General features: G+C 34.7%; 16 protein-coding genes. 15 read left to right on the top strand and 1 reads right to left on the bottom strand.

Going from position 1 to position 15,622, the window contains the following annotated elements; all coding sequences use genetic code 11:
- Window positions 1-254 precede the first annotated feature (254 nt).
- The 11 genes from AC6CHK_RS12640 to AC6CHK_RS12590 all read left to right on the top strand — a co-directional run bounded on the left by AC6CHK_RS12640 (window position 255) and on the right by AC6CHK_RS12590 (window position 8,762).
- On the top strand, window positions 255-1,460 hold the full coding sequence (locus AC6CHK_RS12640; protein WP_498096666.1) for a pyridoxal phosphate-dependent aminotransferase: 1,206 nt from the start codon (window positions 255-257) through the stop codon (window positions 1,458-1,460).
- Between the two features lie 6 nt (window positions 1,461-1,466).
- Window positions 1,467-1,949 (top strand): hypothetical protein, encoded by a 483-nt coding sequence (locus AC6CHK_RS12635; RefSeq protein ID WP_498096665.1) that lies wholly within the window; start codon window positions 1,467-1,469, stop codon window positions 1,947-1,949.
- Between the two features lie 47 nt (window positions 1,950-1,996).
- Window positions 1,997-3,010, top strand: a complete 1,014-nt coding sequence (murB, locus tag AC6CHK_RS12630) for a UDP-N-acetylmuramate dehydrogenase (protein ID WP_498096663.1) — start codon at window positions 1,997-1,999, stop codon at window positions 3,008-3,010.
- Between the two features lie 105 nt (window positions 3,011-3,115).
- Window positions 3,116-3,919 (top strand): pyrroline-5-carboxylate reductase, encoded by an 804-nt coding sequence (gene proC / locus AC6CHK_RS12625; protein WP_498096661.1) that lies wholly within the window; start codon window positions 3,116-3,118, stop codon window positions 3,917-3,919.
- An 85-nt stretch (window positions 3,920-4,004) separates the two neighbouring features.
- Window positions 4,005-5,645, top strand: coding sequence for an apolipoprotein N-acyltransferase (gene lnt / locus AC6CHK_RS12620; RefSeq protein WP_498096659.1), 1,641 nt, complete (start codon window positions 4,005-4,007; stop codon window positions 5,643-5,645).
- Window positions 5,646-5,849: 204 nt separating this feature from the next.
- A complete protein-coding gene (gene rpmB / locus AC6CHK_RS12615) occupies window positions 5,850-6,092 on the top strand; it encodes a 50S ribosomal protein L28 (RefSeq protein WP_002976757.1) in 243 nt (80 codons plus the stop codon).
- Window positions 6,093-6,095: 3 nt separating this feature from the next.
- Entirely contained in the window at window positions 6,096-6,278 is a 183-nt protein-coding gene (rpmG, locus tag AC6CHK_RS12610) for a 50S ribosomal protein L33 (protein WP_027373683.1), read from the top strand.
- 20 nt (window positions 6,279-6,298) lie between these two features.
- Window positions 6,299-6,451 (top strand): DUF4295 domain-containing protein, encoded by a 153-nt coding sequence (locus AC6CHK_RS12605; RefSeq protein WP_002976755.1) that lies wholly within the window; start codon window positions 6,299-6,301, stop codon window positions 6,449-6,451.
- A gap of 84 nt (window positions 6,452-6,535) precedes the next feature.
- Complete coding sequence (locus tag AC6CHK_RS12600) at window positions 6,536-7,486, top strand: MBL fold metallo-hydrolase (RefSeq protein ID WP_498096654.1); 951 nt, start codon at window positions 6,536-6,538, stop codon at window positions 7,484-7,486.
- Window positions 7,487-7,506: 20 nt separating this feature from the next.
- Window positions 7,507-8,460, top strand: a complete 954-nt coding sequence (gene ftsY, locus AC6CHK_RS12595) for a signal recognition particle-docking protein FtsY (RefSeq protein WP_229985877.1) — start codon at window positions 7,507-7,509, stop codon at window positions 8,458-8,460.
- A 50-nt stretch (window positions 8,461-8,510) separates the two neighbouring features.
- A complete protein-coding gene (locus tag AC6CHK_RS12590) occupies window positions 8,511-8,762 on the top strand; it encodes a GlsB/YeaQ/YmgE family stress response membrane protein (RefSeq protein WP_498096652.1) in 252 nt (83 codons plus the stop codon).
- Window positions 8,763-8,832: 70 nt separating this feature from the next.
- Here AC6CHK_RS12590 and sppA read toward each other — a convergent pair whose 3' ends face one another.
- Window positions 8,833-10,590 (bottom strand): signal peptide peptidase SppA, encoded by a 1,758-nt coding sequence (sppA, locus tag AC6CHK_RS12585; protein WP_498096650.1) that lies wholly within the window; start codon window positions 10,588-10,590, stop codon window positions 8,833-8,835.
- A gap of 18 nt (window positions 10,591-10,608) precedes the next feature.
- On the opposite strand from sppA, the gene folK reads away from it, so the two are divergent.
- From folK to AC6CHK_RS12565, 4 genes are all read left to right on the top strand, one after another.
- Window positions 10,609-11,022 carry a 2-amino-4-hydroxy-6-hydroxymethyldihydropteridine diphosphokinase gene (gene folK / locus AC6CHK_RS12580; RefSeq protein WP_498096648.1) on the top strand — a complete coding sequence of 138 codons (414 nt, stop codon included), beginning with the start codon at window positions 10,609-10,611 and terminating at the stop codon, window positions 11,020-11,022.
- A 19-nt stretch (window positions 11,023-11,041) separates the two neighbouring features.
- Window positions 11,042-12,139, top strand: coding sequence for an OmpA family protein (locus AC6CHK_RS12575; protein ID WP_498096646.1), 1,098 nt, complete (start codon window positions 11,042-11,044; stop codon window positions 12,137-12,139).
- Between the two features lie 48 nt (window positions 12,140-12,187).
- The gene (locus tag AC6CHK_RS12570; protein WP_498096644.1) at window positions 12,188-13,642 is read left to right on the top strand and encodes an OmpA family protein; all 1,455 of its coding nucleotides are present in this window, start codon (window positions 12,188-12,190) and stop codon (window positions 13,640-13,642) included.
- Between the two features lie 75 nt (window positions 13,643-13,717).
- Window positions 13,718-15,622, top strand: a complete 1,905-nt coding sequence (locus AC6CHK_RS12565; RefSeq protein WP_498096642.1) for a RecQ family ATP-dependent DNA helicase — start codon at window positions 13,718-13,720, stop codon at window positions 15,620-15,622.

The following is a 15,622-nucleotide window of genomic DNA, read 5'->3' as shown; positions in this document are numbered from 1 at the left end:
TAAAAAAACAATATAAAATAATTAAAGTTATATATTTTATAACATTTAAATAATATCAATGAATTTAAATAAATATAACGAAATTCAAATTATTAACAGAAATACATGATTGATAAATTTAAACGAAAATAAACTCAAAATAAATGTTAAAATATTAAATTAAATACAAAAAATAGATGTAAAACCTTATTCCCCGCAACAGTATTTCAAATATTGAGAATTTAATCTTATTTTTGCCATACAAATTTAGAACAATGCCCAACATCTCAAACAGAGCACAACAGATGCCGCCTTCGCCGGTAAGAAAACTGGTTCCTTTTGCACTAAAAGCAAAACAGAGAGGAATGAAAGTCTACCATTTAAATATCGGACAACCCGATATTGAAACTCCTGAAACAGCTCTTAATGCTTTAAAAAATATTGATTTGAAAGTATTGGAATATGCTCTTTCAGAAGGTAATATCGAGTATAGAAAAGCGCTTACAGATTATTACCACTCTTTGGATTTCACAGATCTTACACCAGATAATTTTATTGTGACCAACGGAGGTTCTGAAGCTTTAAATTTCGCAATTTCCACCCTGTGTGATGATGGAGACGAAGTGATAATTCCTGAGCCTTATTATGCAAACTACAATGGCTTTACAAGCACTTTCAATGTGAATGTTGTCGCGGTACCTTCTACCATCGAGACCGGATTTGCGCTTCCTCCTATTGAAGAATTTGAGAAGAAAATCACTGCAAAAACACGTGCAATTGTTATCTGTAATCCCGGAAATCCAACCGGATATCTTTATACAAAAGAAGAGTTGAAACAGTTGGCAGATCTTGCCTTGAAATACGACATTGTTGTTATTTCTGATGAAGTGTACAGAGAATATGTATACGACGGAAAACAGCAGGTTTCTATGTTGGCCTTTCCTGAACTGAGCGAAAACTGCATCATCATTGATTCTGAATCTAAAAGATATTCAATGTGTGGGGTAAGAATAGGAAGCCTGATTACCCGCTCGAAAAAAATCCATGATGCTGCTATGCTTTTTGCGCAAGCAAGACTAAGTCCTGTTTTGTTGGGACAAATTGCAGCAACAGCCGCTCATCACAATGACGGCGCATATATCAGAGCGGTAAGAGAAGAATACACGCACAGAAGAAATGTTTTGGTTGACTTACTAAATGCTATTCCAGGAGTGATCTGCCCGAAACCAAAAGGAGCATTTTATTGCGTTGCCGAGCTTCCTGTAGATGATACCGAAAAATTCGCACAATGGCTTTTAGAAAAATATTCTTTCTATAATGAAACAATCATGGTAGCGCCAGCCGGAGGATTTTACAGCAACCCGGAATTAGGCAAAAAACAAGTGAGAATCGCTTATGTTTTAAAAGAAGCAGATCTTAGACGAAGTGTAGAAATTTTAAAAGACGCACTGGAAAAATACAGATTAGAATTTAATCTTTAATAAATAATGTCAGCAATAAGAATCAAAGATCTGAATACAGCTTTTTTTGCATTTTTATTGCTGATGTTTTTTTCATGTTCAAAAAAAGCGAGCGCAAACAAGCCAATTATTAAAAGTAATGAAGAAATCACGTTCATTGGCTTATCAAATATCGGCGGAAGCTCGGGAAGCTACAGGATTATCAAAATCACGAAAGATTCCATACATCTGGAAAAAGGATTCACTGTCGAAAAAAAACATCAGGAATGGGATTCGGCGATCAGCAACAAAACCTGGCAAACACTTGTTTCTTCTTTTAAAATAACAGATTTAGCCCAAATAAAAAGTTCACTTAGCATTCAGCCAGACGGAATCGACGAAAGTTTCCAGATAAAAACTACCAAAAATTCTCATGTTTACGTCAATGCTTATAATGATACTGTAAATTACAGACAATTGCAGAATTTTAAAAATAAACTGGAGAAAATCATTCCTAAAGAATACAAATAATTTACAGGCACATTTCCATTCTAAATTTCTAAAATAATTACTTTCAAATGCACGAAAACTTTTCTTTAAAACCTTACAATACTTTCGGAGTGGAAGCCAAAGCTCAATATTTTGCAGAAGCAAACTCTTTGGAAGAATTAAAAGAAGCCCTTAAATTCTCCGCTTCAAAAAATTTAAAAATACTTTTCTTAGGCGGCGGAAGCAATGTTTTGCTGACACAGGATTTTGAAGGATTGGTTATAAAATTGGATTTAAAAGGAATTTCTGAAGAGATTTTAAGTGAAAATGAAGTTTTGGTAACCGCTCAGTCCGGAGAAAACTGGCATGAACTGGTAATGTATTGCTTAGAAAAAAATTATGGCGGTTTAGAAAATTTATCTTTAATTCCGGGGAATGTTGGAACCTCGCCGATGCAGAATATCGGAGCATACGGAATTGAAATAAAAGATGTTTTTGCAAACTGTAAAGTTTTAAATCCTGAAACTTCAGCTGTTGAAGATTTTGATTTGGAAAAATGCAGATTCGGATATAGAGATTCTATTTTCAAGCAGGAAGGAAAAGGGAAATACGTGATTCTGGAAGTGACTTTTAAATTGACAAGAAAAAACCATTTTATTAAAACTGAATACGGAGCCATTCAGGCCGAGTTAAAAAATTTAAGCATCTCAAATCCAACGATTCAAGATGTTTCTAAAGCCGTAATCAATATCAGACAAAGCAAATTACCTGATCCGAAAATCATCGGAAATGCAGGAAGTTTTTTTAAAAACCCAACAATTCCTTTGGCACAATTTGAAGATTTAAAAGCAAAATTTGAGAACATCCAAGGATATCCGAATGGAGATTTTGTCAAAGTACCCGCCGGCTGGCTGATCGAGCAATGCGGCTGGAAAGGAAAACAAATAGGAAATGTTGCTTCGCATCAATTGCAGTCTTTAGTGATCGTCAACGCAACAGGAAAAGCGACAGGAAAAGAAATTTTTGACTTTTCAACTTTAATTATTGATTCTGTAAAAGAAAAATTCGGAATTGAACTGGAAAGAGAAGTGAACATTATATAATTTACAAATAGACGCTTCGGTACTTTAGCACGATATTTCATATTTAGTATTAACGATGTCATTCTGAGCGAAGTCGAAGAATCTTAAAAAAACAAAAACACACAAATGAAAATAGCAATTTTAGGAGCCGGAAATATGGGCTTATCATTCTCAAAATCTTTTTTGAAATACGATCTGATAAAACCTGAAGACCTTCATCTTATCACAAGAAATCAATCTAAAGTTTCGAAAATAAGAGAAGAATTCCCAAAATCCAGGATTTCTGTTTTTCAGGATGTTGATGAATTAGATGCAGATTTAATTATTATTGCTGTAAAGCCGCAGGATTTTCAATTCGTTGCCGAAAACATTCATTTTAAGCTGAAAGAAAACCAAATGGTTTTGTCCATTATGGCAGGAATCAAAATCGTGAAAATTCAAAAATTGCTGAGCCATCCTTTAGTGGTAAGAGCGATGCCCAATTCGCCGACTTTTTTAGGAATGGGAATTACGGGTTACACTTCCGCAGAAGGCATTTCTTTTAGTCAGCTTATTAATATTGAAAGACTTTTAAACAGTACCGGGAGATCCGTTTATCTGGAAAACGAAGATTTACTTGATGGCGTGACAGCACTTTCCGGAAGCGGACCGGCTTATTTTTATTACATCGTTGACGCCATGATAAAAGCAGGAATGAAGATGGGAATTGATGAAAATTTATCTAAACTTTTTGTGCAGCAAACGATGTTGGGAGCATATCATTTAATCAATAATTCCGAAAAAAGCCTTGAAGAGCTGATAAAAGATGTTGCGTCAAAAGGTGGAACCACAGAAGCCGCTTTAAAGACATTCGAAGAAAATAATTTTAAAGAAATCCTGCAAAAAGGAATTTTAAATGCCGAAAAGCGTGCTAAAGAATTGAACGGTTAAAATTAAATTCTTTAACTTTTTAATTAACATCATTTGCGAAGTTATTCATTTCAAAAACATTAAATTTGTATGTTAAATTAATTGAATGAAATACGTCATACTTACGCTCATTTCAGCGATGCTTCTATCCGTATCATGGCCGACTTACGGAGTTCCTTTTTTCATATTTGTCGCTCTTGTTCCGCTTTTGATGATGGAACATGAAGTATCAAAATTTTCAGATTTTAAAAGAAAAAGTTGGGTCGTTTTTGGGCTTTCCTATTTATGTTTTGTAATCTGGAATATTGTAACGACGGGTTGGCTTTATGGCTCCAAAAACCCTGACGGAAGCCATTCGATGATGGCGGTCGTATTTCCTGTTTTGGTCAATTCTTTTCTGTATTCTTTGGTTTTTCAGTGCTATCATTGGTACAAAAATGCTCAAGGAACGTATTGGGGATTGGCTTTTTTTGTTGCAATCTGGATGAGTTTTGAAAAATTTCACATGAGTTGGGAATTGACCTGGCCATGGCTGAATCTAGGAAATGTATTTTCTGATTATCCAAAACTGATTCAATGGTATGATACGTTGGGCGCAACAGGCGGAAGCTTCTGGATTTTACTGACCAATATTTTTATATTTTACACCTTAAGAATCTGGGAAGCCGGAAGAAAAAGAAAAGATCTGATCAGAAATGTTTCTATTTCAGCCCTTCTCATCATTATTCCGATGATTATTTCATTATTTAAGTTTAATAATTTTGATGAAAAACCTGTTGGTGAGGTCAGCGTTTTGATGCTTCAGCCCGATCTTGATCCTTATGCGGAAAAATATTCTAAAGACAGCATCACCATTGTCAATGAACTTTTAACGCTTGCCGAAGAAAATACAAAAGGTAAAATAGATTATTACATCGCTCCGGAAACAGCTATTCCCGGAAGAGGTTCTATTTCGGAGACTGCTTTTGAAAAAAGCGGCTTACTGAATAATGTGAAAGGATTTTTAACGAAACATCCCGGGTCTGTTTTTGCGACAGGAATTTCGTCGCATCGTTATTATCTTAATCACGAAAATTTACCTAAAGAAGCTTACCAAATTAATTCCGGATTATGGGTTGAAAGCTACAATTCTGCGGTGCAAATTGTTCCTAATCAAAAAGTAGAAGTTTATCATAAAGGGAAACTGGTTCCAGGCGTTGAAATCTTTCCTTACATGAGCGTTTTAAAGCCTCTTTTAGGCGATGCAATGCTCAATTTGGGCGGAACTGTCGCTTCTTTGGGAACGGACGACGAAAGAGTGGCATTTTCAAATCCTTACAATAAAGGAAGACTTGCGCCAATTATCTGCTATGAAAGTATTTACGGTGAATTCACGACAGAATATGTTAAAAAAGGAGCTAATTTTCTGGCGATTATGACCAATGATTCCTGGTGGGGCGTGACTGAAGGCCACAAACAGCTTTTCTCCTACGCAAAATTAAGAGCTATTGAAACCAGAAGAGAAATTGCACGATCTGCCAACAGCGGGATTTCTGCACACATCAATGCAAAAGGAGAAGTTTTGGAAGACACTTTTTATGGCGACAAAACTGCTTTATTTGCTAAAATAAATTTATATGAAGGCGAAACATTTTATGTGAAAGCAGGTGATCTTTTGACAAGGTTTTCAATTTTTGCTTTAGGTTTTCTCCTTGCTTATTTTTTTATAAAACGTCTCCAGAAAAAGTTTCAGAAAAACACAATTTAATTATTACTTAAATATTTTTTTTTCCAAATTTCTGTTATTTTAAACCGTGATCGGCGATTACAAGAAATTATTTTTATGAGCTTTATTAACAACTTTGTTTCAAGGAAGATAATTATTTCAAAAATTTATTTAAAAACTTGTCTATCTAAAAATTAATCCGTTATTTTGCAACCTCAAATATTATACAAATAAGAACATCGAGATATGTCAAGAATTTGCCAAATAACAGGAAAGCGTGCAATGGTTGGTAACAACGTTTCTCACGCTAATAACAAAACGAAGCGTCGTTTTGAAATTAACTTATTGGAGAAGAAATTTTACCTTCCAGAGCAAGATAAGCACGTAACACTGAAAGTTTCAGCTCATGGATTGAGAGTAATTAACAAGATTGGAATCGAAGAGGCGATCGAAAGAGCCACTAGAAACGGATTGATTAAAAAGAACTAAATCATGGCAAAAAAAGGAAACAGAGTTCAAGTAATCCTTGAATGTACAGAGCACAAAGAAAGCGGTATGCCGGGAATGTCTAGATACATTTCTACAAAGAATAAAAAGAACACAACAGAAAGATTGGAATTGAAAAAATACAATCCTGTTCTTAAAAGATCTACCCTTCACAAAGAAATCAAGTAATTTATAAAATATAATTTACCATGGCAAAGAAAGTAGTAGCAACCCTACAAAGCGGACAGTCTAAAAAAATGACTAAAGTTGTGAAAATGGTGAAGTCATCTAAATCAGGGGCTTACGTTTTCGAAGAAAAAGTAATGAATGCAGACGAAGTTGACGGTTATTTGAAAAAATAATAAGTTACTTTATTTACAATATAAAACTACTCATATTTTGGGTAGTTTTTTATTTATATTTACATCTTGATTCGAAACATCAAAATGAAGTTATTATTTTTTCTGCTTTTAGGCATTAGCCTTTCGTCCCAAACTACTAAACAAAATGCTAAAAACACAGGCAAAGGTGTAAAGCTTATTGTTTTGGGTAATGTGCAGGACGCAGGCTCGCCACAAGCCGGCTGTAAAAAAGAATGCTGTGCAGATCTTTGGAAAAATCCGGATATGAGCCGGAAAATAATTTCCATCGGAGTTATAGATCATGATTTGGAACAAAACTATCTTTTTGACATCAGCCCTGATTTTACTCAGCAGATCCAGTTTCTACAGGAACGCGCAGGCACTTCAGAAAAAACCACACCAGACGGTATTTTTATCACGCATGCACATATCGGCCATTACACAGGTTTGATGTATCTAGGAAAAGAAGCAATGAATTCCAAAAATATTCCTGTTTACGCTATGCCTAAACTTAAAAAATATCTTGAAGAAAATGGTCCGTGGTCGCAATTGGTCAGCACAAAAAATATTATCATTAAAGATATTCAAAATGAAGTTCCGGTGAAGCTAAGCCTCAATCTTCAGGTAACTCCAATACAAGTTCCGCATCGCGACGAATTTTCCGAAACCGTAGGATTTCTGATTGAAGGCCCAAAAAAGAAAGCGCTTTTTATTCCCGATATTGATAAATGGAATAAGTGGAAACACAACATCACCGATCTTATAAAAAATGTGGATTATGCATTTTTAGATGCCACTTTTTATGATGCCGAAGAAATAGGATTCAGAGATGTCTCCGAGATTCCGCATCCTTTTGTTGTAGAAAGCATGGAACTTTTTAAGAATCTTTCTGCCAAAGACAAAAAGAAAATTTATTTTATTCATTTTAACCATACAAACAAGCTCCTGAATAAAGACAGCAAACAAAGTAAAACAGTTTTGGCAAACGGTTTTAATATTGCCAGAATGGGAGATGAAATAGAAATAGAATTATAATAATTAAAATCACTGTATATATGAGTTGGTTTAAAAATATTTTTAAAAAAGAAGAAAAAGAAACTTTAGATAAAGGTTTGGAAAAATCGAATCAGGGTTTCTTTGAAAAAATGACGAAAGCCGTTGTCGGCAAAAGTAAAGTAGATGATGAGGTACTTGATGATCTTGAAGAAATACTTATCGCTTCCGATGTAGGCGCTTCTACCACCATCAAAATCATCCAAAGAATTGAAGAACGTATTGCAAGAGACAAGTATGTCAATACAAGTGAACTTGACCGTATTCTTCGCGAAGAAATCTCAGGATTGTTATTAGAAAATCCTCAAGCAAATACAGGAAATATAGACACTTCAAAAAAACCTTACGTCATCATGGTTGTAGGTGTAAACGGTGTAGGAAAAACAACAACAATCGGAAAATTGGCTCATCAGTTTAAAGCCGATGGAAAAAAAGTAATTTTAGGTGCAGGAGATACTTTCCGTGCTGCTGCGGTAGATCAGCTTACAATTTGGAGTGAAAGAGCCGGAGTAACGATTGTAAAGCAGGAAATGGGCTCAGACCCGGCTTCTGTTGCTTTTGACACTGTACAAAGTGCTGTTGCCCAAGATGCAGACGTGGTAATCATTGATACCGCAGGAAGACTTCACAATAAAATAAATCTGATGAATGAACTTTCCAAAATAAAAAGAGTGATGCAAAAGGTAATTCCTGATGCTCCACACGAGATCTTGCTGGTTTTGGATGGGTCAACAGGACAGAATGCATTTGAACAGGCAAAACAATTCACAGCAGCAACCGAAGTAAACGCATTGGCAGTAACAAAATTGGACGGAACTGCGAAAGGCGGAGTCGTTATCGGAATATCAGATCAGTTCCAAATTCCTGTGAAATATATTGGCGTTGGAGAGAAGATGCAGGATTTACAACTTTTTAATGGTACAGAATTTGTAGATTCTTTTTTCAAAAAGAGATAATTCATATTTCTTTAAACCAAATTCAATATTAACATTAAAAATTTTAAACTATGGGAATTTTAGCTTGGATCTTATTCGGTCTTATCGCGGGAGCAATTGCAAAAGCATTACATCCAGGGAACGATCCCGGTGGATGGATCATCACAATCATTATTGGTATATTGGGAAGTATGCTTGGCGGATGGCTGGGATCTATGATATTTGGCGTAGATGTAACCGGTTTTAACATTTCCAGCTTCCTTGTTGCAGTTGGTGGCGCAGTTTTATTATTGGCAATCTACAGGATGGTCACCAAGAAATAATAAACAATATTAAAATAAAATCCGGGTCTGAAAAATTTCAGTCCCGGATTTTTTATAAAAACAATATAATTTAGTTAATCTTAATCTGATAAGGCATTTCCATTTTCACTTCAGACTTCAGTTTTTCGTCGGTAATCTGTTGAAGAATTTCATAATTGGCCTTACCTATTTTATTTTTAATCATTCTTGCGGAAAGATCGTCTTCATTCAAATCCTGAAAAATCTGCTCAAACGCGGTCATTTTTTTAGGATAAGAAGAAACACTGTAAGATTTTTTTAAGCCCGCCTTTTGTGCAGCAAATTTCACGGCATCTTGCAAACTTCCCAATTCATCAACCAAACCAATTTGTTTGGCACGCGTACCACTCCACACTCTTCCGCCGCCAACATTATCTATTTCTTCGAAAGATTTTTTTCTGTTTTCGGTAACGAAATGTACAAATCTCTTGTAAGTTCCTTCAACACTTCTGGTCATTAAGTTTACTCCGTAAGGCGTCAATCCGTGTAATGAAGAATAAAAAGCAGAATTGGCATTGGTCGCGACAATATCTGAACGAACTCCATTTTTATTGGCAATATCTTTAAAGTAAGGCATCACACCAAACACTCCGATTGAACCTGTAAGCGTATTGGGCTCGGAATAAATTTTATCGGCTGCCATTGCAATGTAATAACCTCCGGAAGCAGCATAATCTCCAAAAGAAACAACAAGCGGCTTCGTTTTTTGCAATTGCTGAAGCTCAAATAAAATTTCATCAGAAGCATTGGCACTTCCTCCAGGAGAATTGATTCTCAATACAACCGCTTTTACTTTTTTATCATCCTGAAGCGCTTTTATATATTTAATATACTTTTCAGAGTAAATATCACCGTATTCATCACCACTGTTTATAGAACCTGAAGCATATAAAACCGCCACTTTTTCGCCAGATTGATCTTTGTCGGAAAACGAATCTATATATTTATTTAAAGAAATTTTATTAAGCTTATCATCTTCTTTAAGACTCAGTTTAGTTCTGATCATTTTATCATATTCAGTTTTCTGAATCAGCTTATCTGCAAGCTTATATTTTAAACTTTGATCAGGAATCATTCCGTAAAGACTGTCAACAATAGTTTTAAACTGAGCAGCATCCATTTTTCTTGAAGCAGCAATTTTGGAAGATGTATTGCTCCAAATATCATTTAAAAGTGTGCTTAGCTGTTCTTTATTTTCAGGAGAAATATCATTTCTTAAGAATGGCTCAACAGCAGATTTGAACTTTCCGTGACGGATAACCTCAATTCCGATTCCGTACTTTTCTGCAAAATCTTTAAAGAAAACAACTTCTGTTGCAAGACCTTTCAGATCAATTCCTCCGGCAGGATTTAGATAATACTGATCCGCCACCGAACCTAAATAATAGGACCCCTGCGAAACAACATTTCCGTAAGCATATACAAACTTTCCACTCTTTTTAAAATCCTGAATTGCATTTCTAAGATCGTCAATTTGTGTAATTCCGGCATTTAAATTGTCAACTTCAATACTTATACCTTTAATATTATCATCATCTTTAGCTTTTTTTACAGCTTCTAAAACATCATATATTAATACACTTGTGTTTTTATTGTTTACATTGAAAATACTTTGCTGATCTTCTGTAGGACTGTCGATAATATCTGTATTTAAATTAATCGTTAAAACAGAATTCTTTTTTACCGTTACAGATTTTTCACCACTCATAGAGCCAATTGCGACCATCATAATAAAAAAGAAGAAAAATACAGCGCAAAGTATCACAATTGCCACTATATTTGCTAATACATTTTTAAAGAAACTCTTCATAAATAATCATTTTTCAATATGTCGCAGCATAAGGTCATTTTGTTACTCGGAAGTAATATTGGTGATAAAAAAAGTAATATAGAAACTGCCATGAAAAGAATAAGTGAGAAGGCTTCAATATTAAAAATAAGTAAATATTTGACATCTGATCCTGTAGAGTTTGTCAGTTCTAATATTTTTTGTAATATTGCAACAATAATATTTACGTCTTTATCTCCAATTCAGCTGCTGGATTTTGTGAAAACAATTGAAAGGAATATGGGAAGGGTAAATGATTCTAAAGTTACCGATGGGTATACCGACAGGATTATAGATATTGACATCATTAAATATAATGAATTGAAATTTACATCAAGAAGATTAGAAATCCCTCATAAAAAACATCTTTTTGAAAGGGAATTTTCTAGAATATTATTAAAAGATTTTATTTAACCAAAACATAACAAATTGTATGAAATTAGGTTTATTCTTATTGGCCACATTCCCTATTGCTACTTACGCTCAAGATAGCATTGCGGTTAATACTTCAGACCAGTACCCAAATACTTTTTCTTCGGGCTCTGCAAATATTCAAAAGTTTGACAACAAATCCAGAAAGTTCAACGATTGGGCGGTCTCAATTGGAGGTGGTGCAGCTTTTATGACTTTTGCAGATGTTACTTCATTTTATGACAAAAAAATAAACTGGGGTTATAATGCGTATGTAAGCTTAGACAAGCAGATAACGCATACCTTTGGTCTAAGTCTGCAATACCAGATGGGAAAAACTAATCAGAAAGCTGAATTGAAAACCAACCCGGCGGCCGGTGTAGCCACTGCATGGACGAAGTTTCATCAGGTTTCTTTATTAGGAGACGTTAACTTCTCAAACCTTTTGAGAAGAGTTGACAATCATTCACCGTATCGATGGGCTCTTCATGGATATTTAGGTGGTGGATTCATGGGTTATGAAACTGAACTTATAGATAGTGATGCTTCAAGATGGAGCAGCAACCCTCCAAGAATTCCTATTATGATTGATCAAAAGCTTGGCATCGAATCTTTCTTTATGCAAGCCGGAGTAGGATTGAAATATAATGTATCCAAACTGATAGACATAGAAGCTAGAGTAATGTACATCAACAGTTTTGATGAAGAATTTGATGGTGGCGGAGAAGGCAGAGAGCTTGAAACTGCTGCCGGAGACAGAATCAACTATAATCTAATAAACGATTCTTATTCTGATGCTGCGATGACATTTAATCTAGGATTGTCATTCAAACTTGGAAAACACAAATCACATTTAGCTTGGCATGATCCTTTACAAGAAGTATATTACAGAACTCATGTGTTGGAAAACACAACTGAAGAACTAATAGTATGCGAGAAAGGAGACAGCGACAACGATGGCGTATGTGATGACTGGGATAGAGAACTAAATACACCTTCCGGAGCTAGAGTTGACGGTTCTGGTGTAGCTTTAGATATGGATCTTGACGGAGTAATCGACTTATATGATAAGTGTGTTACCGTAGCAGGATCTGCTGATAATAATGGTTGTCCAAACTAATTATTATTAAATAATAAATCATTTAATTAACTAAATAAAAAATATACTATGAAATTAAGTTTAGCAATTGTTGCATTAGCACTGGCTGTCCCTACAGCAAGTTACGCACAAGACTCAACAGCAGTTTCAATTGAGGAATACCCAAATACCTTTTCATCTGGATCTGCGAATGTATCACCTTTTACACAGCAGTCTAAAAGATTTAATGATTGGGCAATTTCTGCAGGTGTAGGTGTACCATTAATGCAGTCTGCAGATTTAACCTCAATAAAAAACGGTAACGGAAAAAACCTTTTTGGATATTCTGCTTATGTAAGTATTGACAAAGCAATTACTCATGCTTTTGGACTAAAGCTTCAATATGACAGGGGTGAAACCAGACAAGGATGGTTCAATACAAAAGATGATGCTCCTAGTGATCTTCCTTACCAACAAGTAGGTGCAAGAACTCAATATGATGCAATATCATTATTGGGAGACATTAACTTCTCAAACCTATTAAGAAGAGTTGATAACAAATCTACTTACAGATGGGCTTTACACGGTTATGTAGGTGTAGGAACAATGGCATACAGAGCTTACCAAAAAGATGCTACACGTCAAAGATTGATGACTGAAATCAAGCCTTTTAAACTAAATTCATTATTTGGTCAAGCAGGTGCAGGTGTTAAATTTAAAGTAAACAGGAGAATAGATCTTGAAACAAGATTAATGTACGTTTACACTGGAGATGATCAATTCGATGGTGGTGGTAAACAATATAGCGCTATCAACAAGAGAGAAGACCAAGTTTCAGATAACTTCTTCAATGCTACTTTAGGTTTATCTTTAAAATTAGGAAAACACGAATCTCACTTAATGTGGCATGACCCATTGCAGGAGATTTATTATAAATTAGATGTACTAGCCAACAAAAATCAGGATATCGAAGTTTGTAAAAAAGGAGATGCTGATAATGATGGAGTTTGTGATGATTGGGACAGACAACTTGACACTCCTGCAGGTGCAAGAGTAGATGGTGCTGGTGTAGCTCTTGATGCAGATTTAGATGGCGTAATTGATCTTTACGATCAGTGTGTGACAGTACCTGGACCGGTTGAAAACAATGGATGTCCTACGACTCCTACAACACCTACAGGCCCTGTTAGTGAAACGGTAACTAATCTTGAAGGAATTGAATTTGATTTAAATTCTGACAGAATTTTACCTTCAAATACGCCAATTCTAAACAATGCCGTTAGCTATATTAATTCTTCAAACGGTGCTTATACAGTAATTGGAGCTACAGATACAAGAGCTTCAGATGCTTATAATCAAAAACTTTCTGAAAGAAGAGCAAACAGTGTTAAAAACTATTTGATCAAGAATGGTGTAGATTCTTCTAAATTAAACGCTGTTGGTAGAGGTGAGAAAGACCTTAAATACCCTGAGTGTGAACCTGCTACTAAATGTCCGGAATGGAAAAACAGAGCAAACAGAAGAGTTTATTTCGAAGCTAAATAATTAAAATTTATTTACATAAATTAAAAGTCACGCAATGCGTGGCTTTTTTTGTTATATTAGTTTTTATATTTTTACATGATGATTTCTTCACAAGATTTTCAGGAACTGAAAAAGAAAACCCTCAAGCACTTTTGGGGTTATGATTCTTTTAGAGATTCTCAGGAGGAAATAATCGATTCTGTCGTTACCTCAAAAGATACATTGGTGCTTTTACCTACCGGAGCCGGAAAATCTTTATGTTACCAGCTTCCAGCTTTGTTGAAAGAAGGGGTCTGCCTAGTTATTTCTCCGCTTCTAGCATTGATGAAAGATCAGGTAAATCAGTTGAAATTCAGAGGAATTGAAGCAGAATATTTATCTTCCGAATTAGATGAGTTTGATGCGGAAGTTATTTATAACCGATGCAAAGACGGGCTTACAAAATTGTTATACGTGTCACCGGAAAGACTTACCAATAAACAGTTTTTACAGAATATTGAAGAAATTCAGTTATCATTTATTGCGGTAGATGAGGCTCATTGTATTTCAGAATGGGGGCAGGATTTCAGGCCAAGTTATCAGAATATTAAAGAATTCAGAAAAAATAATCCTGGAATTTCATGTCTTGCTTTAACGGCCACAGCAACTCCGAAAGTATTAGAAGAAATTAAAAATAAACTAGAACTAAAAAACCCAAATCTATTTCAAAAAAGTTTTAAAAGAGAAAATATAAAGATATGTTCAGAAGAAATTTCAGATAAATATCAAAGGATTTTCACAATTCTAAAATACGCTACAGAATCCGGAATTATTTATGTAAGAACGAGGAAAGAAGCCGAATTACTCACTGAATTTCTCCACAAAAACCAAATTAAAAACGTTGACTTTTTTCATGCAGGATTAACGACGAAAGAAAAAAACAACAGGCAAAACCTTTGGAACAACAGTAATAACAATGTCTTGATTTCCACAAACGCTTTTGGAATGGGGATTGACAAAGATAATGTAAGATTTGTGATTCATTTTTCACCTTCACCTTCCATCGAAAATTATTATCAGGAAATAGGAAGAGCCGGACGGGACGGGAAAAGCAGTTATGCATTTTTACTTTGGGACAAACAAGAGCTTTTAAATTTTGATCAGATTCTTAAAAATCAAATTCCAAATAAAGCAGAATTCTTAAAAATCATTTCGTACCTCTACTCTATTTTTCAGGTGGTCGAATTTGAATTACCCGAAAAAGTATTTCAGCTCAACACTTCCGGAATCCAGAATTTCACAAAACTATCAACGGCAAAAATTAAAATTGTTCTCAACTTCCTGCATACTCAAGAGATAATTTATTACAACAGCAGCAAAAGTTTATCGTCATTAGAACTTCTTATAAAACCTGATGAAATTGATCAGCTTTCACAAAAAGATTCTTATTTTATAGAACTTTTATTGCGAACAGTTTCAGGAATTTCAACTCATAAAGTGATGTTCAGCGAGCAAAATGTGAGTAATAAAATTGGCGTAAGTATCCATCTAATAAAAGAAAAACTGAAAGAATTACAGCAAAAAAAATATATTGAATATGTAGATGGAGCGTTATCCAGTGTGAAATTTCTTAAACCTCGTGACGAAAGAGCGAACGCAGGAATTTACTGGAAACTTTTCGAACATATACAGAAAAATAAAATCCAGAAATGGGAAGAGATGAAGTTTTTTATTGAAGATAGTAAATATTGTAAAATGAAGCTTATTCTTGCTTATTTTGGAGAAAAAAACACAAAAAATTGCGGGCAATGTTCGGTTTGTGAAAAAAATAAGCAGTCTATTTTTGGGGAAAACATTTCATCTGAAATCCTTAGTTTATTGGCAAAAAGGCCCTCAACAATTGAAGAACTTTCTGTTCAGCTTAATTTTCATAAGAAAGAAAATATTTTAGAAAATCTTATTTTTCTTTTAGACGCCGGAAAAGTTAAAATGCTGAATTTCAGAACATACACATTAACATAA

Source organism: Chryseobacterium sp. GQ58, assembly GCF_059758895.1.
The sequence above is the reverse complement of the archived record's forward strand: the minus strand, read 5'-3'. Positions and strand labels throughout refer to the sequence as shown.